The 25236-nt window shown below is 39.2% G+C and carries 25 protein-coding genes; 16 read left to right on the plus strand and 9 right to left on the minus strand.

Translation table 11 applies throughout. The features are described from left to right. Window positions 1-204: 204 nt before the first annotated feature. Window positions 205-750, plus strand: coding sequence for a GbsR/MarR family transcriptional regulator (locus I6F43_RS00635; protein WP_010552940.1), 546 nt, complete (start codon window positions 205-207; stop codon window positions 748-750). A 40-nt stretch (window positions 751-790) separates the two neighbouring features. Here the strand turns inward: I6F43_RS00635 and I6F43_RS00640 are convergent, their stop codons facing one another. Then, window positions 791-1807 (minus strand): lytic murein transglycosylase, encoded by a 1017-nt coding sequence (locus tag I6F43_RS00640; RefSeq protein ID WP_007583269.1) that lies wholly within the window; start codon window positions 1805-1807, stop codon window positions 791-793. Further along, window positions 1800-2081, minus strand: coding sequence for a YcgL domain-containing protein (locus I6F43_RS00645; RefSeq protein WP_007583270.1), 282 nt, complete (start codon window positions 2079-2081; stop codon window positions 1800-1802). Before I6F43_RS00645 ends, I6F43_RS00640 begins: the two co-directional genes overlap by 8 nt. Before the next feature lie 155 nt (window positions 2082-2236). Here I6F43_RS00645 and minC point away from each other — a divergent pair, with 155 nt between their 5' ends. The 3 genes from minC to minE are packed head-to-tail and all read left to right on the plus strand — an operon-like array spanning window position 2237 to window position 4021. Beyond that, complete coding sequence (minC, locus tag I6F43_RS00650) at window positions 2237-2941, plus strand: septum site-determining protein MinC (protein ID WP_007583271.1); 705 nt, start codon at window positions 2237-2239, stop codon at window positions 2939-2941. Window positions 2942-2946: 5 nt separating this feature from the next. Further along, window positions 2947-3756 carry a septum site-determining protein MinD gene (gene minD, locus I6F43_RS00655; protein ID WP_007583272.1) on the plus strand — a complete coding sequence of 270 codons (810 nt, stop codon included), beginning with the start codon at window positions 2947-2949 and terminating at the stop codon, window positions 3754-3756. A gap of 1 nt (window position 3757) precedes the next feature. After that, a complete protein-coding gene (minE, locus tag I6F43_RS00660) occupies window positions 3758-4021 on the plus strand; it encodes a cell division topological specificity factor MinE (RefSeq protein WP_004334706.1) in 264 nt (87 codons plus the stop codon). 152 nt (window positions 4022-4173) lie between these two features. Here the strand turns inward: minE and rnd are convergent, their stop codons facing one another. The 3 genes from rnd to I6F43_RS00675 all read right to left on the minus strand — a co-directional run bounded on the left by rnd (window position 4174) and on the right by I6F43_RS00675 (window position 7975). Next, window positions 4174-5304: a ribonuclease D gene (gene rnd / locus I6F43_RS00665; RefSeq protein WP_007583273.1), complete on the minus strand. Its 1131-nt coding sequence runs from the start codon at window positions 5302-5304 to the stop codon at window positions 4174-4176. Between the two features lie 51 nt (window positions 5305-5355). Further along, window positions 5356-7008, minus strand: a complete 1653-nt coding sequence (gene fadD, locus I6F43_RS00670; RefSeq protein ID WP_007580629.1) for a long-chain-fatty-acid--CoA ligase FadD — start codon at window positions 7006-7008, stop codon at window positions 5356-5358. Window positions 7009-7123: 115 nt separating this feature from the next. Next, window positions 7124-7975: an alpha/beta hydrolase gene (locus I6F43_RS00675; protein ID WP_197100473.1), complete on the minus strand. Its 852-nt coding sequence runs from the start codon at window positions 7973-7975 to the stop codon at window positions 7124-7126. 415 nt (window positions 7976-8390) lie between these two features. Between I6F43_RS00675 and I6F43_RS00680 the strand changes: the two genes are divergently transcribed. Further along, window positions 8391-9680, plus strand: a complete 1290-nt coding sequence (locus tag I6F43_RS00680) for an alkaline phosphatase (protein ID WP_007580632.1) — start codon at window positions 8391-8393, stop codon at window positions 9678-9680. Between the two features lie 257 nt (window positions 9681-9937). Here I6F43_RS00680 and I6F43_RS00685 read toward each other — a convergent pair whose 3' ends face one another. From I6F43_RS00685 to I6F43_RS00695, 3 genes are all read right to left on the minus strand, one after another. After that, window positions 9938-10267: a hypothetical protein gene (locus I6F43_RS00685; RefSeq protein ID WP_007580633.1), complete on the minus strand. Its 330-nt coding sequence runs from the start codon at window positions 10265-10267 to the stop codon at window positions 9938-9940. 68 nt (window positions 10268-10335) lie between these two features. Next, the gene (gene tsaB / locus I6F43_RS00690; protein WP_024607770.1) at window positions 10336-11037 is read right to left on the minus strand and encodes a tRNA (adenosine(37)-N6)-threonylcarbamoyltransferase complex dimerization subunit type 1 TsaB; all 702 of its coding nucleotides are present in this window, start codon (window positions 11035-11037) and stop codon (window positions 10336-10338) included. Window positions 11038-11046: 9 nt separating this feature from the next. After that, complete coding sequence (locus tag I6F43_RS00695) at window positions 11047-12963, minus strand: ATP-dependent DNA helicase (protein WP_101163490.1); 1917 nt, start codon at window positions 12961-12963, stop codon at window positions 11047-11049. 332 nt (window positions 12964-13295) lie between these two features. Between I6F43_RS00695 and I6F43_RS00700 the strand changes: the two genes are divergently transcribed. Next, window positions 13296-14579 (plus strand): cation:proton antiporter, encoded by a 1284-nt coding sequence (locus I6F43_RS00700; RefSeq protein WP_007580638.1) that lies wholly within the window; start codon window positions 13296-13298, stop codon window positions 14577-14579. Window positions 14580-14862: 283 nt separating this feature from the next. After that, window positions 14863-16719 (plus strand): cytochrome c/FTR1 family iron permease, encoded by a 1857-nt coding sequence (locus I6F43_RS00705; RefSeq protein ID WP_197100913.1) that lies wholly within the window; start codon window positions 14863-14865, stop codon window positions 16717-16719. Window positions 16720-16831: 112 nt separating this feature from the next. Here I6F43_RS00705 and I6F43_RS00710 read toward each other — a convergent pair whose 3' ends face one another. Continuing rightward, complete coding sequence (locus I6F43_RS00710) at window positions 16832-17068, minus strand: hypothetical protein (protein ID WP_197100475.1); 237 nt, start codon at window positions 17066-17068, stop codon at window positions 16832-16834. A 419-nt stretch (window positions 17069-17487) separates the two neighbouring features. Between I6F43_RS00710 and hisG the strand changes: the two genes are divergently transcribed. From hisG to I6F43_RS00755, 9 genes are all read left to right on the plus strand, one after another. Then, window positions 17488-18387, plus strand: a complete 900-nt coding sequence (hisG, locus tag I6F43_RS00715) for an ATP phosphoribosyltransferase (protein ID WP_007580644.1) — start codon at window positions 17488-17490, stop codon at window positions 18385-18387. A 5-nt stretch (window positions 18388-18392) separates the two neighbouring features. Next, entirely contained in the window at window positions 18393-19694 is a 1302-nt protein-coding gene (gene hisD, locus I6F43_RS00720) for a histidinol dehydrogenase (protein ID WP_165725515.1), read from the plus strand. Continuing rightward, a complete protein-coding gene (gene hisC, locus I6F43_RS00725) occupies window positions 19684-20793 on the plus strand; it encodes a histidinol-phosphate transaminase (protein ID WP_197100477.1) in 1110 nt (369 codons plus the stop codon). The genes hisD and hisC overlap by 11 nt, the downstream gene beginning before the upstream one ends. After that, the gene (gene hisB, locus I6F43_RS00730) at window positions 20790-21851 is read left to right on the plus strand and encodes a bifunctional histidinol-phosphatase/imidazoleglycerol-phosphate dehydratase HisB (protein WP_024611093.1); all 1062 of its coding nucleotides are present in this window, start codon (window positions 20790-20792) and stop codon (window positions 21849-21851) included. Before hisC ends, hisB begins: the two co-directional genes overlap by 4 nt. Further along, window positions 21848-22438, plus strand: a complete 591-nt coding sequence (gene hisH / locus I6F43_RS00735; RefSeq protein ID WP_002960265.1) for an imidazole glycerol phosphate synthase subunit HisH — start codon at window positions 21848-21850, stop codon at window positions 22436-22438. The genes hisB and hisH overlap by 4 nt, the downstream gene beginning before the upstream one ends. Before the next feature lie 33 nt (window positions 22439-22471). After that, window positions 22472-23206, plus strand: a complete 735-nt coding sequence (locus tag I6F43_RS00740) for a 1-(5-phosphoribosyl)-5-[(5-phosphoribosylamino)methylideneamino] imidazole-4-carboxamide isomerase (protein ID WP_010552951.1) — start codon at window positions 22472-22474, stop codon at window positions 23204-23206. Further along, window positions 23188-23967: an imidazole glycerol phosphate synthase subunit HisF gene (hisF, locus tag I6F43_RS00745; RefSeq protein WP_197100478.1), complete on the plus strand. Its 780-nt coding sequence runs from the start codon at window positions 23188-23190 to the stop codon at window positions 23965-23967. Before I6F43_RS00740 ends, hisF begins: the two co-directional genes overlap by 19 nt. Further along, complete coding sequence (gene hisIE / locus I6F43_RS00750; protein WP_007580656.1) at window positions 23958-24572, plus strand: bifunctional phosphoribosyl-AMP cyclohydrolase/phosphoribosyl-ATP diphosphatase HisIE; 615 nt, start codon at window positions 23958-23960, stop codon at window positions 24570-24572. Before hisF ends, hisIE begins: the two co-directional genes overlap by 10 nt. Before the next feature lie 109 nt (window positions 24573-24681). Beyond that, window positions 24682-25236 (plus strand): hypothetical protein, encoded by a 555-nt coding sequence (locus I6F43_RS00755; protein ID WP_197100479.1) that lies wholly within the window; start codon window positions 24682-24684, stop codon window positions 25234-25236.

Here is a 25236-nt window from a genome sequence, read left to right on the forward strand (position 1 = left end):
TCATTCCATCGTATGTGAAAAAAAATTAAAAATAAGGATTTATTTACGTATTGTTGTGTACAACATATCCCAATATAGATGTATAAATATTAATCTAAATCATATTTTAGTCATTTAAATTAACTTATAAGCCTGCTAAGAACTTGCTATCCATAATGAGCGTGCTAGCATTTACTTTCTGAAATTACTGAAAGTTACTAAGCTATGAGTTTATCCGAAAAGAATTTTGCCTTTGTAATGCATTGTGGTGAGATGGGCAGCCGCTGGGGATTCAATCGTACGATTGGGCAAATGTGTGGTTTGCTGATTATTACTAAAAACCCAATGACAGCCAATGAGATTGCAGATGCGCTTAGTATTTCTCGCGGTAATGTAAGTATGGGTATTAAAGAGCTGCAATCGTGGCAGTTAATTAAAGTGCAGCATATTCCTGGCGATCGTAAAGAGTACTACGCCCCTGCTGGCGATATTTGGGATATGGCAAATCGCGTATTTGAAGAACGTAAAAAGCGCGAAATTGAGCCCACCTTAACGCTACTACGCGATAACTTATTAGACGAAGCCAGTAACGACGATGAACTTTACGCACAAAAACAAATGGGTGAGATTCACAACCTACTTGAAACCGTCACTAAATGGTCATCAGAACTACAGCGTTTAACGCCAGAGCAACTTAATAAGCTAATGAAGCTAGGTTCTGGAATTGGTAAAGTTATTGACCTAAAAGATAAAATATTCAAAAAAGAATAAAGCCGCAATTGCGGCTTTATTTATAGGTATATTTTAAAAATTAGATTTTTGGATAACCAATTCTATCCGACAAGTAACCTACACTAGTAGCAAAGTAATACGAGCGATTCCAATGCATAAACACTTTGTAGTTATCGTACGCTAAGTACATACGGCCATTTATATCATCAGGCATAACCAGCGCAGCACGTACGTCTACATTAGGTAAATCAGAACCATCAGCTTTACGAACACCCAGTGCTTGCCAATCAGCTAATGAGCGCTCTGAGTCATTCCAATATTCTAACCACTGCTTGCGCGTTTTTGTACCACGCACTAAAACGTATTTACTATCAAAGTTTTCAGGTAACTGTACTTGGCGACCCCACGTAAGAGAGTCGTTCCAGCCTTCTTGCTTTAAATAGTTAGCAATTGAAGCAAAAGCATCTTCCTTTGTGGTCCAAATATCTTTACGGCCATCATTATTGTAATCAACCGCGTAAGCATTAAATGAAGTTGGCATAAATTGCGTTTGCCCCATTGCGCCTGCCCATGAGCCTTTAAATTTATCAAGCGTAATATGGCCCGATTTTAAAATGTCGAGTGCAGCCCAAAGTTGGCGTTTATAAAGCGCTTCTCGGCGTCCATCAAAAGCAAGTGTAACAAGTGACGAAATAACATTATGGCCACCTTGAATAGCGCCAAAGTTACTTTCAAGTCCCCACAATGCCACTATAAAGCGTGCTTGTACGCCAAACTCTTTCGCTACTTTTTCAAGTACATCTTTGTTTTCTGCATAAAGCTTGCGTGCGCGGTCTATTTTCCACTGTGGTACGCGTTTTGGTAAATACGTTTCAAGGGTTTCTTTTACTTCTGGCTGGTTTTTATCAGCCGAAACCACTTTTTCTTTATATGTTGCTGTTGCAAAAGCATCATCAATAAGTTTTGCTTCATAGCCTTTTGAGATGGCTTCTTGCTTTAAATTTGCTAAATAATCTTGAAATTCGGCCTGTGTTTTTGCCATCACAGATGAGCTTAAACATACACCACATAATATAACGATAAGTTTTTTAATCACTATCAACTCCATTTTCTTTTCGTAACTGACTTAGCAAATTTTGTTCCGGTGGAGGAAGTTGTAAATAATAACCCTGATCACTTAGTGCACCTTTTACAGCTTCTAAATCAGACCCACCTAAATGCTCACGTTTTGCTAAGTTGATGATCATCACATAAAGAGGTTGACCAAACATAGCCATTAAAGGTTCCGGAACTTTGTCAAAATCATCTCTTTTTTCAACAAATAAGAACGTATCCGCTTTTTTCTTACTTTTATATACTGCAGTGAGCATTATGACCCTATAAATTCTTGCTTAACAATGCCGCACACTATAACATGAGAGTAATAATAAGTTAGAAAAATTAGATTAGAAATTTCAATAAAGGCCCTATTCAGCCTACGTTTATCTAAAATTAATTTCTAATCAGACAATTCAATTGAGCGTGTATGTCGGACCAAATTTTTGAGTTAAAAGGGAATCTTTTTACGTTATCAGTTTTGCATCTTTATAGTACTGATATAAACCTTTTAGCAGAACAACTATATATAAAAATAGCCCAGGCCCCTAAGTTTTTTGAGGGTGCTCCTATTGTTGTTAATTTAATTGAAATTAAAAACAGTTCACTTGATTTTGTACACTTAAAGTCATTAATCGAGCGTATGAGCTTTAACGCTGTTGGTGTATGTAATGGCTCAGATGAGCAACATACACAAGCTAAAGCTGCTGGCTTATCTGTTTTGAATTATTCACAAGACGTTAAGAGCGAACCTGTTAAACAAGAGGCTAATACGTCGATTGTAGAAAAAACAGTGCATTTACCAGCGCAAATTATTAGCGGTACAGTTCGCTCTGGACAACAAGTGTATGCAAAAGATAGAGATTTGATAGTACTTGGCGCGGTTAGTCATGGTGCTGAAGTTATTGCCGATGGAAATGTGCATATTTATGGCACGCTACGCGGTCGCGCTATTGCAGGCGCAAAAGGTTTTAAAGAAGCACACATTTTTTGCCAAAAACTTGAGGCCGAGCTGGTTTCAATAGATGGTAACTACTGGATCAGTGATTCACTACAAGGTGAACATTGGGGAAATGCAGTGCAAATACAACAAAAAGACGAATCATTAGAAATTTCAGCTTTGGTTAAAGGATAAATCTCATGGCAAAAGTAATTGTCGTTACCTCAGGTAAAGGCGGTGTTGGTAAAACAACATCAAGTGCTGCAATTGGCACAGGCTTAGCGTTAAAAGGCTATAAAACAGTTATTATCGACTTTGATATTGGTTTACGTAACTTAGATTTAATTATGGGTTGTGAACGCCGTGTTGTTTATGACTTTGTAAACGTCATTAATGGTGAGGCAAACCTTAACCAAGCGCTTATTAAAGATAAACGTGTAGATAAATTATTTTTACTACCCGCTTCACAAACTCGTGATAAAGACGCATTAACTCGTGAAGGTGTTGAACGCGTATTAAACGAATTAAAAGAAGACTTTGATTACATTGTGTGTGATTCACCAGCAGGTATTGAAGCTGGCGCTATGATGGCAATGTACTTTGCTGATGAAGCAATTGTTACAACAAATCCAGAAGTGTCGTCAGTTCGAGATTCAGATCGTATTTTAGGTATTTTACACAGCAAATCAAAACGTGCTGAAGAAGGCCTAGAAAACATTAAAGAGCACTTACTATTAACACGCTATAATCCTAGTCGTGTTGAAAAAGGTGAAATGCTATCGGTAGAAGACGTGCAAGATATTCTGTCAATCCCACTATTAGGTGTTATTCCTGAATCGCAAGCGGTATTAAGTGCTTCAAACTCAGGCCAACCTGTTATATTGGATACAGAATCTGATGCAGGCCAAGCTTATTCTGATGCAATTAACCGCTTACTAGGTGAAACCGTCGATTTTCGCTTCTTAGACGTTGAGAAAAAAGGCTTATTTAAACGGATTTTTGGAGGTTAACGTGTCTTTACTTGACTACTTCCGCTCAGAAAAGAAAAACAGTGCGTCACTAGCAAAAGAGCGATTGCAGATCATTGTCGCGCACGAGCGTTCTCAACGAGGAACGCCGGATTACTTACCACAATTAAAACAAGACATTTTAGATGTGATCCGTAAATACGTGAACGTAAGTACCGATGCAGTTCAGGTTCAGTTTGATCAGAACGAAGACGATTTAGCCGTACTTGAGCTAAACGTTACACTACCTGATGAAGAAAAGAAGTAATTGAAGAAAGGGCGCTTTATAAGCGCCCTCTTTATTTTCGCAATAACTTTCTAAATACCTACGTTTTAATCCCCTTCGTGCAACTAAAACTTTTAACTATGTAACACAAAAACTATAGATAAGTATTACACAGTTAAAGAAAATATTTAGTCTTAAGTATCCCATTCTTTTAAAGCGTCTTTAACGTAGGTATATCGCCAAGAGCTCAATAAATCAGGCTTTATATGACTCTGTTTTTGCTCATTAGTTAACTTCCAATTCCAACTAATCAGTTGATTGACTTGCTTTTTAGAGGCCATAACGTCTTCTGGTATATTGTGCTCTTTAGCTACTTTAGTGATTTTTTGTTTTATATCTTTTGCTACTTTTTTATAAGTAGGAAAATCAATTAAGCGCTTAAGTACATCAGGGTGCTGAGCATCTGGGACTTCTTTAGCAGCTTCAATACACTTTATTATATCGACACCAGAGCGATTAACTTCAATAGCTTCAACCCCTGGAATTTGACGTAGAGCGTTTAAACTTGAAGGACCACGTTTGGCAATTTCAGTCATGTTATGTTCTTTTAACACAAAATTAAGCGCCAAATTTTTCTTGATAGCTTTATTTCTTCGCCATACAGCAAGCTCTTTTAACACCGCCAGTTCGTGCGGTTTAAGTTGCCATGCATTTTTAATATCTTTATATAAAAGTTCGTCAGGTGTTTGAAATGCACGTTTTTTGGCAATCAATTCACTTTCGTTTATTACAATGTCAAAGAAGCCAGCGGCATTAATACGATCGATAATCAGCTCAAAACACGGTAATAAGTAAAAAGTATCAGCAGCCGCGTAGTCTAATTGTTTTTTAGTTAACGGGCGTTGCAGCCAGTTAGTGCGTGACTCGCTTTTATCTATTTCAATACCTTGCAGCTCTTTTACCATAAGAGCAAAACCCATACAGTTACCTTCACCGAGTAGCTGCAACGCAAATTGTGTATCAAATAATGGGGCTGGGACAAAGCCTGCGTACTTTTGAAAAACTTCAATATCTTCTGAAGGAGAATGCAGTACTTTTAAAACTGCAGGATCTTTAAGTATTTCCCAAAAATCAAATAGTGAAAGTTCCGCTAATGGGTCAATAAGCGCTAAATGCTCACCATCAAAAACTTGGATAAGTGCAACTTCTGGATACAAAGTACGACGACGCATAAACTCAGTATCAATAGCTAAAATAGGTTTATTTTTTATTTGTTCAACAAAAGTGTTCAGTTGATTTTGGGTTTCGATCAATTGGTATTGCACTTAATCTCCTACAATAAAAAAGCCGACATATGTCGGCTTTTTTATAGGTTGCTAATCTTTCAAGGCTCTTCGGAGTATCTTACCTACGTTAGTCTTAGGTAACTCATCCCTAAACTCTACCAGCTTGGGGACCTTGTAATTAGTTAAATTATCACGACAGTGACTTATTATATCTTTTTCAGTTAAAGAAGGGTCTTTTTTCACAACAAAAACTTTAACTTGTTCACCACTTACATCGTGAGGAATACCGATAGCAGCTACTTCAAGCACACCTTCGTGCATAGCCACTACTTCTTCAATCTCATTAGGAAAAACATTAAAGCCAGATACGATGATCATGTCTTTTTTACGATCTACAATAAAGAAGAAACCTTCGTCATCATAAGTCGCAATATCACCTGTAGCAAACCAGCCGTCTTTTAAACATTCAGCGGTTGCATCTGGTCGTTTGTAATAACCAACCATGACTTGCGGGCCTTTAACACAAAGCTCGCCAGGTTCACCTTTAGCGGCTTCTTCGCCGTTATCTAAAACCAATTTAATATCAGTGTTAGGCGCTGGTAAACCAATAGAGCCATTATATGCTTTCAAATCAAAAGGACTAATAGTAACTAAAGGAGAACATTCTGTAAGGCCATAACCTTCCATTAATTTTGAGCCAGTCACTTTTTGCCATTTTTCAGCAACAGGACGTTGAACGGCCATACCGCCGCCTAAAGACATTTTTAAATGACTAAAATCAAGTTCAGCAAAACCTGGTGTGTTTAATAAACCATTAAATAATGTATTAACACCGGTAATAGCTGTGAAATTGTGCTGACCCAGCTCTTTAACAAACCCAGGCATATCTCGTGGGTTTGTAATTAATATATTTAAACCACCGTACTTCATAAATGTTAGGCAGTTAGCTGTTAAGGCAAATATATGATAAAGCGGTAAAGCAGTCACAACCACTTCTTCACCACGGTTTAACACTTTGTCTAAACAACCTGAAACTTGTTCAAGGTTACCAACCATGTTGCCATGGCTCAGCATTGCCCCTTTAGATACACCTGTTGTGCCACCGGTGTACTGTAAAAATGCAAGATCAGACAAGCTCATTTCAGGGCGCGTATATTTAGCTTCATCTGCAGCTAAAACGTCTGAAAATTTAATTGTGTTAGGCAAGTTGAACTTTGGCACCATTTTTTTAATGTGCTTCACAACAAAGTTAACTACATGCTTTTTAAGCCCGCCAACCATATCGCCTACTTGCGTGACCACAATATGCTTAACATCAGTATGAGCAAGTGACTTTTCAAGTGTGTCAGCAAAGTTTGCTAGGATGAAAATAGCTGTAGTGTCAGAGTCTTTTAGCTGATGCTCTAATTCACGTACTGTGTAAAGTGGGTTAACATTTACAACCACACAACCTGCACGCAAAACACCTAAAATTGTGACTGGTGTTTGTAGTAAGTTAGGCATCATTACGGCAACTTTGTCGCCTTTTTTAAGACCCAAATCATTTTGAATATAGGAAGCAACTTTTTTTGTTGCTGTGTCTATTTCATCGTAAGACATCGTTTTACCCATATTCGTAAATGCAGGTAAATCGGTGTAGTCACTAAAACTTTTTTCGAACACTTCGAGTAACGAGTTGTAATGCTCAGGATCGATTGTTTCAGGCATACCCTCTGGGTAGCGCTTAAGCCAGATTTTTTCCACTCTTAGCCCCTGTTTATAATTATATTTTTATTAACCTTAATCTAAGTAAGGCGCTTTAACAATTGAGCAAATACTCTAATGCAGGAATAATCCCACATTTAACACAAACTTACAATTAACATGCACCATTTTGCAGCATAAAGTCTTGAATATGCTCAAAACATAGTTGACTGCTTTGCATGTGGCAATGATGCCCACCATCTACATTAATGACCTTCAAGCTATTGTAATAACTAATATACTTTGCCAAATTTTGTTTTACAAACGAATAACCTTCGTTACCTAAAATTAATTGACATGGTGCAATTAAATCTTTTATTGCACCAATACATTGCGCCTCATTAAACCTAAAACCTGAGTGATTTTTGAGCTTTGGATCTGTTGTTAGCGCAAAACCATCTAGAACCTGTTTTATATTTCGCTGCATTAATAGCGTAATAAGCTCGCTATTTAAATCGGTTGTTTGAGCGCGTGCTTCATAAATAAGTTCTTTCGACTTATAAATTCTCGACTTTTTATTTTTTAAACGCGCTCTATTTAGTACTGCACTTTTTAACTGTTCACACACACCTTCACTCGGGGTTGTAACACAACCAATTCCCTCAATAAAGGTAACAGACTTTACATAATCGCTAAAGCAGCTTGCAAAAAGTCCTGCAACCATAGCCCCCATTGAATGACCTACTAAATGTACTTTTTTAACACCAAGCGCATTTATAAGTTGGTACACATCATCAATATAATCAATAAAATAATAGTGTGCATCATCACTTCGCCAAGACGATAAACCGTGCCCAACAAAGTCAATGCAGTACCAAGTGTGTTTTGGGTTAACGTTGTTTAACATTGGCATAAAGCTATGGCAGTTGTCTAACCACCCATGCAACGCTATTACTATTTCGTTCCCTGAACCTACTTTTAAGCCATGAATATTTAAATTATTGGTTTCAATATTAAATGGCTGCACGGTAAGTCCTTTATTAATTTAGAGCATCATTATTTATAGCATACAAGTTGTCAGACCACTAACTTAGAAAATGGTGCCAAATTCACGATTTAATTATCTTCCTGGTATCAAATATAGCACTGAGTAGAAAACCAAACTCAATATTTTCAATAACTTAAAAATGGAGTAATAAGCAAAGTTTTTTTAACATATTAATTTTGAGTACCTTTTAAACAAATAAAAGGTGAGAGCACCATATATAGATAGCTTATAACTAGTATAATTTAAATAAATAGAACTAACAGCGTTAACTACAATTCTATGTATATAAAATCAAAGTATAAATTATAAATATCTCAGATATTCATTTATTTATCATCCTATCTGTATACAATATCAGCGGCTATTAAATAAGGTACACTCATAAGGTACAACCATGAAAAAACAGATCAGCTTATTGGCACTTTTATGCACCGCTTCTGGTGCTTACGCAGAATCAGCACCTAAAAATGTAATTTATATGATTGGTGACGGCATGGGTCCGGCTTACACCACGGCTTATCGCTATTTTAAAGATGACCCCGCAACAAAAGAAGTAGAAGGCACGGTTTTTGACACTATTTTAAAAGGCATGGCTCATACCTACCCTGACGACCATACTTATGTAACAGACAGTGCTGCGGGTGCTACAGCGCTTAGTAGCGGTCATAAAAGTTATAATGGCGCAGTTGCTGTAGATACAGACAAAAAACCAGTTAAAACTATGCTTGAAATAGCAAAAGAGCGTGGTATGACAACAGCGCTTGTTGTAACGTCACAAATAAACCATGCAACACCTGCTAGCTTTACAGCTCACAATGAATCTCGTTACAACTACGATGATATTGCTAACGATTATATTGATAATAAGATTGCTGGTAAATTACCCGTTGATTTAATGCTAGGTGGCGGTACTAAATATTTTATTCGTGATGACCGGAATTTAGTTGAAGAATTTAAAGCGGCAGGTTACCAATACGGTGACGATATTAATAATCTGGGCCAAATTACACAAATACCTGCCATAGGTTTGTATGCAAGCAAAGGCCTGCCATTTGCACTTGATATAAACCCAACTCGCCTTACTCAGTTAACATCTAAAGCGCTTGGTTTACTAGATAACCAGAACGAAGAAGGCTTTTTTGTGATGATTGAGGGCAGCCAAATTGATTGGTGTGGTCACTCTAACGATATAGCCTGTGCGATGGCTGAAATGGACGACTTTGCTAAATCAATCGAAAAAGCAAAAGCGTACGTTGATAAAAATAAAGACACGATACTTGTAGTTACAGCCGATCACTCAACGGGCGGTTTAACTATTGGTTCGCACGGCCAATTTAAATGGGAAACAGACGTAATTAAAGGTGTTAAGGCAACGGCTAGTAAGTTAACAGACAAACTTATGGAGTCTAAAGACTTAAAACCAGTATGGACTGCTAACACCAATATTGAATTTACAACCGAAAACCAAATCAAACTAGAGCAAGCTAAAAAAATGGGCGAAAAAGCGCTTAATTTAGCTGTTAAAAGTATTATTAGTGATGCGAGCTTTACTGGCTGGACAACCGGCGGACACACCGCTGTAGACGTTCAAGTATTTGCCTATGGCAAAGGCAGTGAGCAATTTATTGGCTCACAAAATAATACTGATATTGCCGATAAGCTAATTGGCTTTATTGAACAGTAATACCAATCCGCAATAATACTTAATCAATTTGAGGGGTTAAATCTGACGTTAACTACGTTAAAAATTTCTGATATAGAACAACTAAATAACGAAATTTTTGCCTTGTTATCGACACGATTTTCTTCCCTCAAAATAGATCACTTAATTAAGCGAATTGGTATAATTTCACCTCGTTTTTAACACAAAAAGCCCGAACACATGTTCGGGCTTTTTATTGAATTTTATCGCTGTATTTATCTAAAACGTTTGAATGAGCTTTAAGCGTATATATCAACGCCTATTAAATTTTGTACTTCGGCTCTGCGTTCTAAATTGGCAAATTCAGTATAAGTAGAAATCGCTTTGCTTACTTGAGCTGTCGGTTGGTCGTAAATTGTTTGGCTGTATTCATTACTTTTAGCACTGCTTTTAAACAGTTGATTAGCCAGTTCGACGCCCTCGACACTGCTTTTTACATAATCGGTATTCGTTTTTTGAGCAGCCGGCTGGTCTAATAAACTCTGTGGTTTATTAGTAACAACTTTAGTAGGGCTAACCCTACCCGGAATATCTCCGGTAAAAAAACCTGAACCAATAGGCAGCGTCATTACGCATCTCCAACCTTAATATTGCATAAAATTATGATTTAAAAACAACCAATTTGCAAATAATATGATTACTCACGTCCTGGTAGCTTTTTCCACGTTACCGTATCGCGCACATATTTAGGTTGAGCGTCACTCGCTTTTACAACGTCACCCGCTAAAAACGCGGCTTCAACATGCGCTAACATATAACGCGCATCAGGCAATGTGATATCAGTATTAATTGTCACGTTTTCAAAGTCATTAAGCGCATCAGGATAGGTTTTAAAGCCCGTGCCTACCGCTACAGATGGCTCATTGGTCGCTATATAATCATTGTTTAGTAAATCAGGTTTTATAACGCATTCTTGGTTAACTAAAAGCATTAGATTATTTTGCGCTTGGTAATGTGCAAAGTATATCTCCCCCATACGCGCATCTATACTTGGGTAAACACTCACACTACCGTTTTGTTCAAACGCTTGTTGCGCCATAATAGCCAAAGTAGAAACACCTACAAGCGGCAAATTAGTTGAATACGCTAAACCTTGTGCTATTGCTACACTAATACGCACACCAGTAAAACTACCCGGGCCTTGCCCAAAACCAATGACATCTAAGTCTTTTAATTTACAGTTTGCTTTAGTTAATAGCTCATCCACAAGTGGAAGTATTTTTTGGCTATGTTGCTGCGGACATTCTTCAAAATGATGAAATGTTTGGCCCTGAAAATGTAAAACAATTGAAAGTGCTTCAGTTGAAGCATCAAGGGCAAGAATATTACTTTTGATCATTTTATTACTCTAATTAATTTGTTTTAAAAATGTATTGGCATCTTCTAAGCTTCGCGTGCGGCGCATCGGCGGTAAGCTTTTTAAAAATACTTGGCCATATTGGCGTGTAACTAAGCGATTATCGCATATTACAAGTACGCCTTTGTCTTTACTATCTCGAATTAAACGCCCTACACCTTGTTTTAGCGCAATAACAGCCTGCGGTAATTGTATGTGTGAAAAAGGGTCTTTTCCCTGCATTTGGCAATCTTGCATTTTAGCTTGAAGCAATGGATCGTCAGGGGCTGCAAATGGCAATTTGTCTATAATAACACAGCTTAATGTGCTGCCGCGTACATCAACGCCTTCCCAAAATGAAGCCGTGCCCAGTAATACAGCATTACCATGGCGGGTAAATTTCTCTAAAATAATACGCTTAGACATTTGCCCCTGCATATAAACTGGGTAGTCTATTTGTGTGGTGAGCCCTTCGGCAACTAAGTGCATCATTCGATAGCTCGTAAATAACACAAAACAACGCCCTTGCGCTGACTTTATAAGCTCAAGTGTTAATTTTACAATCGCATGCGGCATATTATCAGCGTGCGATTCAGGTAAGTAACGCGGTAAACACAGCAGCGCCTGATTAGGGTAATCAAACGGGCTATCTACCATCATGCTTTGCTTTGGTTTTAAACCAAGGCTTGCATTAAAGTGCTCTAGTTTGTTGTCGACCGAAAGTGTTGCTGATGTAAATACAAAGCCTGCCCCCGTGTCTTGCATCATTTGAGCAAATTTAGCGGATACATTTAAAGGCGTTATATTAATCGTTAAATAACGGCGCGTTGTTTCATACCAGTAACTAAAACCGGTTTGAGCTGTATCAAAAACCCGCTCTAACTGCCCTTTAAACGCAAGTGCACGTTCAAATGGATGCTCAATTTTGTCGCTTCTATCTAGGCAAAGTTTAAGTACTTGATAAACAAAATCTAAATCACTAATGACACGATGAAGTGCCGCGCATATTTGTTTATCGCTTAGCTTTTCTCGCCAATCGCCTCTACTGCCATCAACACCAAACTGTAATCGTAAATCAGCAACGCTTGTTTCAAGCTTATTTAAGCTTTTACCTAGCTGCAGCATATCGGGAATTTCGGCTCTATAAATAGCACGTAAATCATTAATTAAATCCACCAGCTTTTTAGTACTAATACTCTCACCAAAATAATCACTGGCAATTTCGCTTAACTGGTGGGCTTCATCAAATATATACGCGTCAGCTTTTGGCATAAGCTCAGCAAAGCCACTTTCTTTTACGGCCATGTCGGCAAAAAACAAATGATGGTTAATCACAACTACGTCGGCATCGGCCGCAGTTAAACGTGCTTTGCGTATATAACAGCTTTGAAAGTCTGGGCATTCTTTACCTAAACAATTATCGGCGGTTGAATTTACATAAGGCAGTACTTTCGCGTCATCTTCTATACCAATGCAATCGGCCAAATCTCCCGATTGCGTTTCACTGGCAAACTTAGCCACCATAGCTAGTTGATGCATTACGTCGGAGTCGTCAGTAGGTACATGCGCAACATGCTGATTAAGTCGGTAGGTACATAAGTAATTGGCACGCCCTTTTAATAAGGCGGTTTTTTTAGAAGCACCAAGCGCTTTCACTAATTGAGGTAAATCGCGGTGGTATAACTGTTCTTGTAAGGCTTTAGAACCAGTCGATATTATCGTTCGGCCTTTTGATTTAAGTGCAGGGGCTAAATATGCAAATGTTTTACCAGTACCCGTGCCTGCTTCAACAACTAATTGCGAACTGTTTTTTAATGCATCTGCAACAGCTACTGCCATATCAATTTGTGGTTGGCGAGGCGTATATCCATCTAACGATGACGCCAAAGGCCCGGTTGCACTAAACAGCTGTTTGATAATACCAATCACTTTAAAATAAATAATAGCGGGATTTTACGTAAGCAAAGCATTTAGGGCAAGTAATTACAAAATCGACTTTTATTTTATGATGCAACACACGTTTCAATAATGTGATTAACCACTAAAGTTTACAACAAACACTGTATTTATAACGTACATTTAATTTAATAATGACAATATTTACAAAGCCTAATTTCCTATTAACTCTTACTAAAAACAATCCGTATTAAAAGCTATATTTAGGCATAAATACTGTGACTCTCAAATATTACAGGAGTAACATACGCGGGTTTATAATCCTCCTTTTTGTGTGTCGTTTAAAAAATAGTTAAGGTTAATCAATGAATGCTTGGTACCTCATTTGTTTTCTCTCTGCAATTGCAATTTTTATAGCCTTTGCAAACCAGTACATCCTCAAAATGCAAACTACCATTGCCATTACTACTGGCTCTGTGGTTATTTCTTTATTACTGATTATTGCAGTAAAATTATTAGGCGATCAGAACGCACTAGCAATGACCCAAATTGTTTCCAGTATTGACTTTAACGAGTTACTACTTAAAGGCATGTTGGGGTTTTTACTTTATGCGGGTGCGCTCGAAATAAACCTACTTGCCCTGCGTAAGCAGCGGTGGGAAATTACTGCCCTGGTATTGTTTTCAACCATTGCCTCCACATTTATAGTGGGTTATTTGAGCTTTTATTTATTTTCAGTTTTTGGTTTTGATGTCCCTTTTATTTATTGTTTACTGTTTGGCGCGCTTATTAGCCCAACCGACCCTATCGCTGTACTTGCTATTATTAAACAAATGCGAGCGCCAGAAGGCATCTCAGTTCAAGTAGAAGGTGAGTCGCTATTTAACGATGGTATTGGTTTAGTTATATTTACCACTATATTTTCTGTTGCTTTTTATGGCACAGATGCACAATTTGGTGACATAGCAGAGCTATTCTTTGTTGATGCAATAGGGGGCATTGCGTTTGGTTTAGTTATTGCATTGGTTGGCCACTTTTTAATTATTAATAGCCGCGATGTAAATATTCGCCTATTAATTACCTTAACTATCCCAACAGCAGGTTTTGCTGCAGCAAATATTTGGGAAATATCTGGCGCACTTGCCATGGTAACCAGTGGCATATTAATGGGTAATATTACCCGCACCAAAGCAACCGAGCGCACGGGCCCCGAAGACACGCGCTACGTAAAAGATTTTTGGCATGCAACCGACAGCTTTCTAAATGCTCTACTGTTTTTAATAATAGGTATGCTAATAGTCACTATGCCAATCACGCTTGGCGAAATTGGTTTAGGGCTATTAATGGTACCTGTTGTACTGCTAGCACGCTTTATAAGTGTAGGCGCACCATTTGTAATTTTTAAACGCTTTAGAACTTACGATAAACACAGTGTTAAAATTTTGACCTGGGGTGGACTACGTGGTGGCCTTGCTCTGGCAATGGCGGCAGCAATCCCACGCGAGCAAGTTTTTGTAGGCGGTTCAGACCTACATAACCTAATCGTTATTGTTACTTACGTAGTGGTTATATTTTCTATTATTGTACAAGGATTAACTATTTCGCCGCTTATTCAAAGCAGCATTAAGTCAGCTGAGCAAGCCAAGTAATAAATGCTTTGTCTGCAACACATTCAGTAACCAAGTTATTATAAAAATCACTTGGTTACTGTTACTCACGTGTTACAAAAACACTTTAAAGTTCTATAAATTGTTATCCTTTTTATTTATCTGCTTTGTTTAAATTAATCCGCTTGAAATGCAAATGAAAACAATTATAATTTTGACTTTTCCTCTACAGGGCTTTTCGATGTCCATAAATAATTCTCACATGTTTTTAAATTTGGTGTCTCTGAGCAAACGACAATTTCAATGTTTTTTTATGCTTTTTATAATGGTCATGGCAAGCTTTAGTGTTTCAGCCTCGCCTAATGAGCAAACAAAAATAAAACAAATTGCACAGCTTGCAGAGTATGTAGGTGTTGATTACGTGGCAGCTGTTGGAAATGGTGAAATACTTGATCCTGACGAATATCAAGAAATGACTGAATTTTCGCACGTCATTATTGAGCAAGCTGGGCAACTATCAAGCCAAACAAATGAGTTTGATACAGTAAAGGCACAAGCTAAAGCCCTGCATACAGCGATTGCTAATAAAGCGAGTGTTGCCGATGTACGTGCAGCAAGCTCAGCGCTTCGTGAGTCGCTACTGACCTTTATGCCGCAACTATCGTTACCTACATCACTACTTCCTGTTGAGCAAACTAAAGCGCTTTTTGCTGCTAACTGTTCAATGTGTCACGGCCCAAGTGGTCAAGGCGACGGCCCGCTTGCAAAAAACTTATCACCAGAGCCTACCAATTTTACCGATGAAGAACGCGCAACTAACCGCTCATTAATGGGGTTATTTGACGCTGTAAGTAACGGTATTAACGACACGCCAATGGTTGCTTTTACTCAATTTAATGAACAACAACGTTGGTCTTTAGCTTTTTATGTAGGTAGCTTGGCATTTAAAGATGTTCAAAAACCACAAAATCTAGAGCAAAACATTACCGCTTCGCAGATTGTAAACTTAAACCCTGCACAATTATCGGCAGGTCAAAGTGAAGCACAAGCACATTACGTTAAATGGCTTCGTGGTAATCCAGAGCAACTATTTACCGGTAAAAAGAATCCGATAACGGTTACTCGCACGCAGTTGCTTGCAGCGCAAGCCGCGCATGCTAAAGGCAATTACTCACAAGCAAGTGATTTAGCAATTAGCGCTTACCTAGATGGCTTTGAGCTTGTTGAAAACAACTTAAATGCCTACGACGAAACACTGCGTAAAAACATCGAAGTACAACTGATGAACCTGCGCCAAACATTTAAAAACGAGAAAGATGCAGCCATCGTTGGCGAAAAAGTAAGTGCAGCGCTAGCTCAACTCGCTAAAGCAGATAGCATGCTAAACGAAACCAAACTAACTGATGGTGCACTCCTCTCAGCGAGTTTAGTTATATTACTACGCGAAGGCCTAGAAGCACTCCTCGTTATTATTGCCCTTATGACCGTACTTATTAAAACTAAACGCCAAGACGCGCTTAAATATGTACATGTTGGTTGGGTAACCGCACTTCTTGCAGGTGGTTTAACGTGGGCTGCGGCGCAAACATTAATAGAAATAAGTGGTGCAAGTCGCGAAGTTATGGAAGGTACTGGTGCATTGTTTGCCGCTGTAATTTTACTGTATGTTGGCGTATGGATGCACAGTAAAACCAGTGCGCAGCAATGGCAAAAATACATCAAAGACAATATAGATAAGCGTCTTGAGTCGGGTACATTATGGGGTTTAGCAGGGCTTTCGTTTATAGCCGTATACCGAGAAGTCTTTGAAACTGTATTGTTCTATCAGTCTTTATTAACGCAAAGCTCGCCTGCTCAATATTCATCTATTGCTTCGGGTTTTGCGATAGCTGTAGCAATACTGGCTATTATTACGTGGGTATTAATTAAGTACTCAATTAAATTACCGGTTGCTAAGTTTTTTGCAATTACCACTTACCTATTATTTGCACTCTCGTTTGTGCTTATGGGCAAAGCTGTTATTGCATTACAAGAGGCCGATATAATAGGTATTGCATCACTGCCAATGAGCTTTGATATTGCATGGCTTGGTATAAAGTCAACATGGCAAGGTATTGTGGCTCAAGTATGTGTGTTCGCTATATTTAGCTTTTATATATTTAAAAGCAAAAACCAAGAGTAATGCCAATCTGCTTAAGAGTTTAAGCTAATTGGCATAAGCAAAATACATAGTAAAAAGGCCCGCAAGGGCCTTTTTGAGTTAATTGCTTATGTATTTAGTAAAGTTGGTATTATCAAGCCCATGTATCTAAATGGGTGTTTTCGTCATCATCTAGGTTAGACTTTTTTTTATTATTTTGATCATCAAGCATATTGAGCTTTTTCTTTTTTTGTAACTCACGCCTTTTTTTATTCTCTAATTCAACTTTTTCAGCGGCAGCCCCACTTTGCACACCCGCAATATGAAAAGCACTTTTTGACTCAACTTCTAGCCTAGTTATTCTTCCTAAATAAGGGATCATAATATCCATAAGTACTTCCTTATTTTTTCATTTTATTCATTAACCACTTGGTTTGAGTGATAAACAACCAATTGTTGGCGAAAATTGCGCTTATTATCTTAATATTATCGACAGTTATAACATATGCTTTAATTAAGCTAAAAAAAACTTGCCATAATATAGCTGTTTATGTTTTTATGAATGCGAAATTTATTTAAACAGATAACAACTGAACGTTACTATATCAACGAGCAGCTACATAGGATAAAAAATGCGCTTAAACCTGACAACAGTACATCATCACCACCATTCACCGGAATAACCTGTCAGGTCTTTCGCTGAGAGGTTATTCCTAAAAGGAACCTCTGGCGATTCAAATAACATTGATTCATTTTCGCCCTGAGGTTCCCCTCGGGGTTTTTAGTTTTTAAATTAAAGGAAAATGAATAATGAACAACAGTAATCGTCTACGTATCGCCATCCAAAAAGGCGGCCGCCTATCTAAAGATTGTCAAGATCTGCTTAAACAGTTAGGTGTTAAACTTAACCTTCGTGAACAACGCTTAATTGCACACTCAACTAATATGCCAATTGACGTACTACGTGTGCGCGATGACGATATTCCGGGTTTAGTAATGGACGGTGTATGTGACTTAGGCATAGTTGGCGAAAACGTACTTGTAGAAGTTCAAGCAGAACGTGAACGACAAGGTGTTCCAAGTGAAGTAACCAAACTTTCAAAACTAGACTTTGGTTACTGTCGTCTTGCACTTGCATGGCCACAAGAGCTTGGCGCTCGCGATAAGAGCTGGTTTGAAGGCAAACGTATTGCTACTACCTACCCAGAAATCTTAACTCAGTGGTTAAAGCGCGAAGGTATTAACGCAAGTACAGTAATGCTTACGGGTTCTGTTGAAGTAGCACCGCGTGCGGGTTTATCTGATGCAATTTGTGATTTAGTATCTACTGGCGCAACACTTGAAGCTAACGGCTTGATTCAAGGCGAAACAATTTTAGAATCAAACGCGTGTTTAATTCAAAATAAAGATCTTCAAGATGCTGACAAACTAGCACTAATCAATAAGCTTATGCCGCGCCTACGTGGTGTTAGACAAGCTAAAGAAAGCAAATACATCATGCTACACGCACCAAAAAACAAACTTGATGAAATTTGTGAAATTTTACCTGGTTCTGGTCAACCTACTCTACTTGCCCTTGCTGGTAACGATGAATACGTAGCACTTCACATGGTAAGCAGCGAAACATTATTTTGGGAAACAATGGAGCAGTTAAAAGCCTTAGGCGCTAACTCTATTTTAGTTATGCCAATTGAAAAAATGATGGAGTAAGTGCCATGCTTCGTTGGAATGAGGAATCTTCACAAGTACAAGCAGCGGCGCTAATGCGCCCTGCAGTTTCTGCCAGTGCCAAGGTTGAAGCTATATGCAAAACTATTTTAGCTAACGTAAAAGAGCAAGGCGATGAAGCCTTACTTAGCATGGCTAAAGAGTTTGATAATAGATCTAACCCTCGCTTATGTGTTCCGCTTGATGAAATTAGCGCATCTGAGCAAGCACTAAGTGCAGAGCTTAAATACGCAATTGATACCGCTTATGCAAACGTTAAACGTTTTCACGAAGCGCAATTGCCAAAAGATATTAAATTATCGACCCAACCAGGCGTTGTATGTGAACTGAAATATCAAGCCATCGAAGCAGTCGGTATATATGTACCCGGTGGCAGTGCTCCACTGCCATCGTCGGTTATTATGCAAGGTGTATTAGCACAGTTAAGCGGCGCTAAAACCGTTGTACTTGCTACGCCGGTACAAGGTGATAAAGCAATTAACCCTGCTATTTTATATGCAGCTAAGTTATGTGGCATTACTACTTTGATAGAAAGTGGTGGCGCAGGCGCAATTGCAGCAATGGCTTATGGCACCGAATCGGTTCCTAAAGTGAACAAAATATTTGGTCCAGGAAATAGCTTTGTAACAATGGCTAAACAGCTCGTTGCGCAAACTATTCCAGGTATGGCAATTGATATGCCAGCAGGTCCGTCTGAAGTACTAGTTATTGCAGATGAACGTGCAAACCCAGAATTTATAGCCGCCGATTTACTCTCACAAGCAGAGCACGGTGCAGACTCGCAAGTTATTTTATTATGTAACAGCGAGAGTATTATAGAACAAACTCAGCAGGCACTTACACGCCAGTTGGCTAATTTGAGTCGCAAAGAAACAGCCGAGCAAGCGCTCGCTAATTCATCGCTTATTTTAGTTGATTCAATTGAGCAAGCATTTGATGTATCGGCGCAATACGGGCCAGAGCACTTAATTTTACAACTAGGCGATGCAACACCATACCTAGATAAGGTTAAAAATGCAGGCTCAGTATTTGTAGGTGACTACACGCCAGAATCTGCAGGCGATTACGCATCAGGTACTAACCACGTGTTACCAACATATGGTTACAGTGCAACATATTCTAGCTTAAACTTACTTGATTTTTTTCGTACATACACAGTGCAAACAATTACCAAAAGTGGTTTAACGCAGCTTTCGAAAGCTATTTTACCACTTGCAGATGCAGAAGGCCTTGATGCCCACGCTAATGCGGTTTCAATTCGTTTAGAGGCAATTAAAAATGAGCAATGAGAGCGCACAAGCGTCTAGCTTATTACCTAAGAATATTGCAGCCCTTGCTGCATACAGCTCTGCAAAAAGTGAAAAGCTAACCGGTACTACGTGGCTAAATGCTAACGAAAGCCCTTATGCTAAAAACCTTGAACTGAGTATTGAAGATTTAAATCGCTATCCTGATCCACAACCGCAACTGGTTATTGACCGTTACGCCGCTTATACAGAGCTTGAAAGCGGAAATGTATTAATGACGCGCGGCGCAGATGAAGGCATTGAGCTTTTAGTGCGCACATACTGTGAGCCAGCTAAAGATAGTATTGCGCTATTTTTACCAACCTACGGTATGTACAAAGTTACCGCCGATACACACAACGTTGGTATTAACGCGCTTACCCAAGAATTATTATTAAGTGGCAGTGCTGACGAAATAGTCGCAGCTGTTGGCAGCTCAAAACTAGTATTTATTTGTAACCCAAATAATCCAACGGGCAGCCTAACACCACTTGATAAAGTAAAAGCGATTGCTACAGCACTTGCGGGTTCTGCATTAGTTATTGTTGATGAAGCCTATATAGAGTTTTGCCCAGAGCAAAGCGCGACTAAGCTTATTAATGAGTTTAGTAATGTAGTGGTTTTGCGTACGCTTTCTAAAGCCTTTGCGCTAGCGGGCCTTAGAACCGGCTTTACCCTTGCACAAGCAGCAACTCTTGCGCCAATTCGTAAAGTCATTGCGCCGTATCCGGTATCAGGTGTTGTAGCAAGTATTGCAGCGCAAGCAATTGCACCCGATGCAATTACATCAATGCGCCGCCAAGTTACTATTTTAAATAGCTTAAAAGCTAAATTAGTGGATTGGCTAAACGCCTCCCCTGCTGCATTAAAAATTCTCACTGGTGAAGGTAACTTTGTTACTTTAAAATTAGCCGATAAAAACTATTTTAAAATTGCACTTGAGCAAGGTTTGGTTATGCGGGCTTTTACGCTATACGGTGAAGACGACTGGCTACGAATTTCAATTGGCAGTGAACAAGAACTTGAACAAGTAAAAATTTGGTTAGATGGCTTACAAACGCCAGCTACCGCAGCATCTTTAGCAGGAAACGAAGTATCATGAGTAACCCCTATTTATTTATCGACCGCGACGGCACTATCATTGAAGAGCCAATTACCGACAAACAGGTAGATAGCCTTGAAAAGCTAGCATTTTTACCTGGCGTTATCCCTGCGTTGTTACAATTACAAGCTGCAGGTTACCGTTTAGTTATGGTATCTAACCAAGATGGTTTGGGCACAGATAGCTTCCCTATTGCTGACTTTGATATAGCACAAGACAAAATGATGGACATAATGCAAAGCCAAGGCATTAGCTTTGACGAAGTATTAATTTGCCCTCACTTTAACGAGCAAAACTGCGATTGCCGTAAACCTAAAACAGGCTTACTCACCGAACTTATGCGCTCAGGCAAAGTAGATTTAGCGCGCTCTTTTGTTATTGGCGACCGTGAAACTGATATTGGCCTTGCTCAAAACCTATGTTGTGAAGGTATTTTATACGACGGCGATTGGAGTGCGATAGTAACTAAATTGACCACTGCCAACCGCGAAGGTCGTGTTACACGCAACACAAAAGAAACCCAAATTGATGTGGCAATAAACTTAGATCAAACTAAAAATGGCAGCATAGACACCGGGCTTGGCTTTTTTGATCACATGCTTGATCAAATTCGCACCCACGCAAACATTGGTTTAAACATTAAAGCCAAAGGCGATTTACACATAGACGAGCACCACCTTGTTGAAGACATTGGTATTGCTCTTGGTGTTGCACTTAAACAAGCGCTTGGCACTAAATCGCAAATTGCACGCTATGGTTTTGCGCTTCCTATGGATGAATGTAAAGCTGAAGCACAAATTGATTTATCGGGTCGTGCATCATTTGTATTAAACGCTAACTTTAGCCGCGAAAAAGCCGGTGATTTAGACGTACAAATGGTTGAGCACTTTTTCAAAAGCTTAAGTGATAACGCTGCTATTAGCCTTATTTTATCGGTAAGCGACGGTAACTGTCATCACCAAGTAGAAGGCTTATTTAAGGCATTTTCACGTGCACTTCGCATGGCAGTAGCACAAGACACGACCCAACAAACAGCCAGCTCTAAGGGATGTTTATGATTGCCATAATTAATACCGGTTGTGCCAATATAAATTCAGTACGTTTTGCGTTTGAACGCTTAGGGCAAACGCCAACAGTAATTACATCACCAGAGCAATTAGCGGGTTTTGAGCGCGCTATATTGCCAGGTGTAGGTCACGCGTCGGTTGCCATGAAACGCCTAGTCGATAACGGCTGGCAACAAGCTATAAATGAATACCAGCGCCCGCTTATGGGTATTTGTTTAGGTATGCAGTTACTGTGCGAAAGCACCGAAGAAGGTAACGTACAGTGCCTAGGTAAAATACCAGGGCAAGTAAAAGCGCTTGATGTAGGCAATTTAACGTCGCCGCATATGGGTTGGAATAACTTAAGCGTTAATAAAGAGCATGCATTAACTAAAGGGCTGACGCTCGATGAGCAAGTGTATTTTGTTCACAGCTTTGCGCACACCGTAAACGACGCCACACTAGTGAGCGGCGAATATGGTCAAACCTTTTCAGCCATTGTTGCTAAAGACAATTACGCGGGCATGCAATTTCACCCAGAGCGCAGCGCAAAAGTTGGCGCACGTTTATTACAAAATTTTGTTGATTGGCAGTTATAAGCTGCCCATTAACTAACAAAAAAGAGATTATTTGTGATTATTCCAGCATTAGACGTATTACAAAATCAAATTGTGCGCTTGTACCAAGGTAAATACGACACAGCACAGTTTTACCCTTTCGAACTTGGCGCGCGTTTAAAAGAATACGCCGACAGCGGCGCAGGTAAACTACACCTTGTTGATTTAGAAGGTGCACGCGATCCAAGTAAAAAGCAGTGGAAACATATTCAAGCTGCAACCAAAGCACTTAACGTACCATATCAAGTGGGCGGCGGTATTCGCTCAGAGCAAGATGTAAGTGATTGGCTAAAAGCCGGTGCAAACCAAGTTGTTATTGGTTCAATGGCAGTAGAAAAACGCGAACAAGTAAAAGCGTGGATTGAACAATTTGGCGCAGAGCACTTTGTAATTGCCCTTGATGTAAATAAAACAGCCACGGGCTGGGCACCTGCTACACACGGTTGGTTAAGTGAATCTGAATTTGGTTTGCTTGAGCTCGTTGATTTTTATGTAGGCTTAGGTGTTATCGACTTTTTATGCACGGACATCAGTAAAGATGGCACCATGACGGGTCCATCGTTTGAGCTTTACGAAGATCTAACTCGCCACAACAGCACAATTAAAGTGCAAGCCTCAGGGGGCGTAAGCTCACTTGACGACATTAAAAAGCTTAAAGAGCTAGGTGTTGGCGGCGTTATTTTAGGCAAGTCTCTGCTTGATGGCGCATTTAGCGTTGAGGAGGCACTGGCATGTTATCAAAACGCATAATTCCGTGTTTAGACGTTAAAGACGGCCAAGTAGTTAAAGGCGTTAAGTTTAAAGGCCATGAAGTTGTTGGCGATATTTTAACAATGGCTAAAGCTTATAGCGAAGCCGGCGCAGATGAACTGGTTTTTTACGAGATCAGTGCAAGCGTTGAAAAACGCCTACTTGATGTAAACTGGGTAGAGAGCATTGCACGCAATATCGATATTCCATTTTGTGTAGCTGGCGGTATTAAATCGGTCGCTGATGCAGCGCGTGTTTTAGAGCGCGGTGCTGACAAAATAAGTATTAACAGCCCTGCTATTGCGCGTCCTGAACTTATTAAAGAATTACACGATGAGTTTGGCAAGCAATGTGTTGTTGTTGGCATAGACAGCTTTTTTGATGAAACGACTGGTGAATATTTAGTGTATCAATTAACTGGCGATCCTAATGCATCAAGCCGTACGCGTTATAAAACACAAGAATGGGTTAAACGCGTACAAGACTTAGGCGCAGGCGAAATTGTATTAAACTGTATGAACCAAGATGGCGTTCGTAACGGTTACGACAACGAGCAACTCAGTAAAATTCGCGAGCTGTGTGATATTCCTTTAATCGCCTCTGGCGGTGCGGGTAGAATGCAAGATTTTGTTGATGTATTTAAACAAAGCAAAGTAGATGGTGCATTAGCCGCCAGCGTTTTTCATAAAAATGTGATTAACATTGGCGAACTAAAACAATTTTTAACAGACAACCAAGTGGCAGCAAGATTATGCAAGTAACACAACAAAACCAAGCTCAAGTCGATTTCGCTAAAAGTGAAATGATCCCTGCTATTATTCAAGATGCCCGCTCTGGTGTTATTTTAATGCAAGGCTTTATGAACAGCGAAGCACTAAACGTTACGCTTGAGAGTAATAAAGTAACGTTTTACTCGCGTTCAAAATCGCGTTTATGGACTAAAGGTGAGTCATCAGAAAACTACTTAAACGTAGTATCTGTGCATACCGATTGTGACTACGATTCAATTTTAGTACTTGCCAATCCAGAAGGCCCAACGTGCCACTTAGGCACACAAAGCTGTTTTGGTGATGAAGCAAAACCAAGTTTAAGCTTTTTAGCACAGTTAGAAGATGTGATTGTTGCGCGTAAAAATGACGACCCTGAAAAAAGCTACACAGCGTCATTATTTGCAAAAGACTTAAGCCGTAGTTGTCAAAAAGTAGGTGAAGAAGGCGTAGAAGTTGCCCTTGCCGCTATGAAACACGATAACGATGAGCTAACAAACGAGTCTGCTGATTTAATTTATCACCTTACCGTATTGCTACAACGCCAAGGCTTAGCCCTTGAAGATGTAGTTAAATGCTTGCAAGGTCGCCATAAATAGCACCTGCTAAAGCAAATTGAAAAAGGCTCATATCTTATGGGTCTTTTTATTTTTACAGTAAATCACGTGTGATATAGTGCGTGGCTAAATTAATCGGTTACTGTGAACTATGAAAAACTATATTACTCCTTCTATTGTCGCATTTATTTTAGTTATCGCGTTTATTTTAGCGGGCTGTACCAGCAAAACTAATCAGACTACAACTACAGCAACCACTACTACAACGAATCAGTCTGTAAAAACCACAGTAACACTTGATGAATGCAGCACCATAAATAACCTAATAAATGGTTATGAGTCTGGTTTTAATTCAATCAAAACAGATAAAGTAAATAACCAGTTTACTAATCAATGGCGTACTAATACTCATATTATTGGAGCAAGCTGTACGGTTACTTTAAATAAGTCAGAGCAAGCAAGCTACCAATGCCAAACACCTGTTAATACACAAACGCAAACCGTAAAGTCTCATCAAAAACTGGCTAAGCAATTACGCCAATGCTTAACCAAAACAGGTTGGTTTGAAAGCCAAAAAGAAACAGCAAGTTCAATTTACAGCACCTTTGTACTTGATACTAAAACCCCTGTCATTACACTCTCTACTAATCAAGAAGGTAATGGGTTTTCTACTCGCTTTGAAATTGCTCCACCGTTAGGACTTTAA

It is taken from the genome of Pseudoalteromonas sp. NZS71_1, assembly GCF_015864305.1.
In the GTDB taxonomy this organism is placed as follows: Bacteria; Pseudomonadota; Gammaproteobacteria; order Enterobacterales; family Alteromonadaceae; genus Pseudoalteromonas; species Pseudoalteromonas arctica.

Bases quoted from the DNA above. Each gene is read 5' to 3' on its own strand.
- I6F43_RS00685 (WP_007580633.1), bottom strand. From the start codon at position 10,267: ATGACGCTGCCTATTGGTTCAGGTTTTTTTACCGGAGATATTCCGGGT.
- hisF (WP_197100478.1), top strand. From the start codon at position 23,188: ATGTTATCAAAACGCATAATTCCGTGTTTAGACGTTAAAGACGGCCAA.
- I6F43_RS00680 (WP_007580632.1), top strand. From the start codon at position 8,391: ATGAAAAAACAGATCAGCTTATTGGCACTTTTATGCACCGCTTCTGGT.
- I6F43_RS00635 (WP_010552940.1), top strand. From the start codon at position 205: ATGAGTTTATCCGAAAAGAATTTTGCCTTTGTAATGCATTGTGGTGAG.
- hisG (WP_007580644.1), top strand. From the start codon at position 17,488: ATGAACAACAGTAATCGTCTACGTATCGCCATCCAAAAAGGCGGCCGC.
- hisB (WP_024611093.1), top strand. From the start codon at position 20,790: ATGAGTAACCCCTATTTATTTATCGACCGCGACGGCACTATCATTGAA.
- hisC (WP_197100477.1), top strand. From the start codon at position 19,684: ATGAGCAATGAGAGCGCACAAGCGTCTAGCTTATTACCTAAGAATATT.
- I6F43_RS00710 (WP_197100475.1), bottom strand. From the start codon at position 17,068: ATGGATATTATGATCCCTTATTTAGGAAGAATAACTAGGCTAGAAGTT.
- tsaB (WP_024607770.1), bottom strand. From the start codon at position 11,037: ATGATCAAAAGTAATATTCTTGCCCTTGATGCTTCAACTGAAGCACTT.
- I6F43_RS00705 (WP_197100913.1), top strand. From the start codon at position 14,863: ATGGTCATGGCAAGCTTTAGTGTTTCAGCCTCGCCTAATGAGCAAACA.
- minC (WP_007583271.1), top strand. From the start codon at position 2,237: ATGTCGGACCAAATTTTTGAGTTAAAAGGGAATCTTTTTACGTTATCA.
- hisIE (WP_007580656.1), top strand. From the start codon at position 23,958: ATGCAAGTAACACAACAAAACCAAGCTCAAGTCGATTTCGCTAAAAGT.
- I6F43_RS00755 (WP_197100479.1), top strand. From the start codon at position 24,682: ATGAAAAACTATATTACTCCTTCTATTGTCGCATTTATTTTAGTTATC.
- hisD (WP_165725515.1), top strand. From the start codon at position 18,393: ATGCTTCGTTGGAATGAGGAATCTTCACAAGTACAAGCAGCGGCGCTA.
- minD (WP_007583272.1), top strand. From the start codon at position 2,947: ATGGCAAAAGTAATTGTCGTTACCTCAGGTAAAGGCGGTGTTGGTAAA.
- I6F43_RS00700 (WP_007580638.1), top strand. From the start codon at position 13,296: ATGAATGCTTGGTACCTCATTTGTTTTCTCTCTGCAATTGCAATTTTT.
- I6F43_RS00645 (WP_007583270.1), bottom strand. From the start codon at position 2,081: ATGCTCACTGCAGTATATAAAAGTAAGAAAAAAGCGGATACGTTCTTA.
- hisH (WP_002960265.1), top strand. From the start codon at position 21,848: ATGATTGCCATAATTAATACCGGTTGTGCCAATATAAATTCAGTACGT.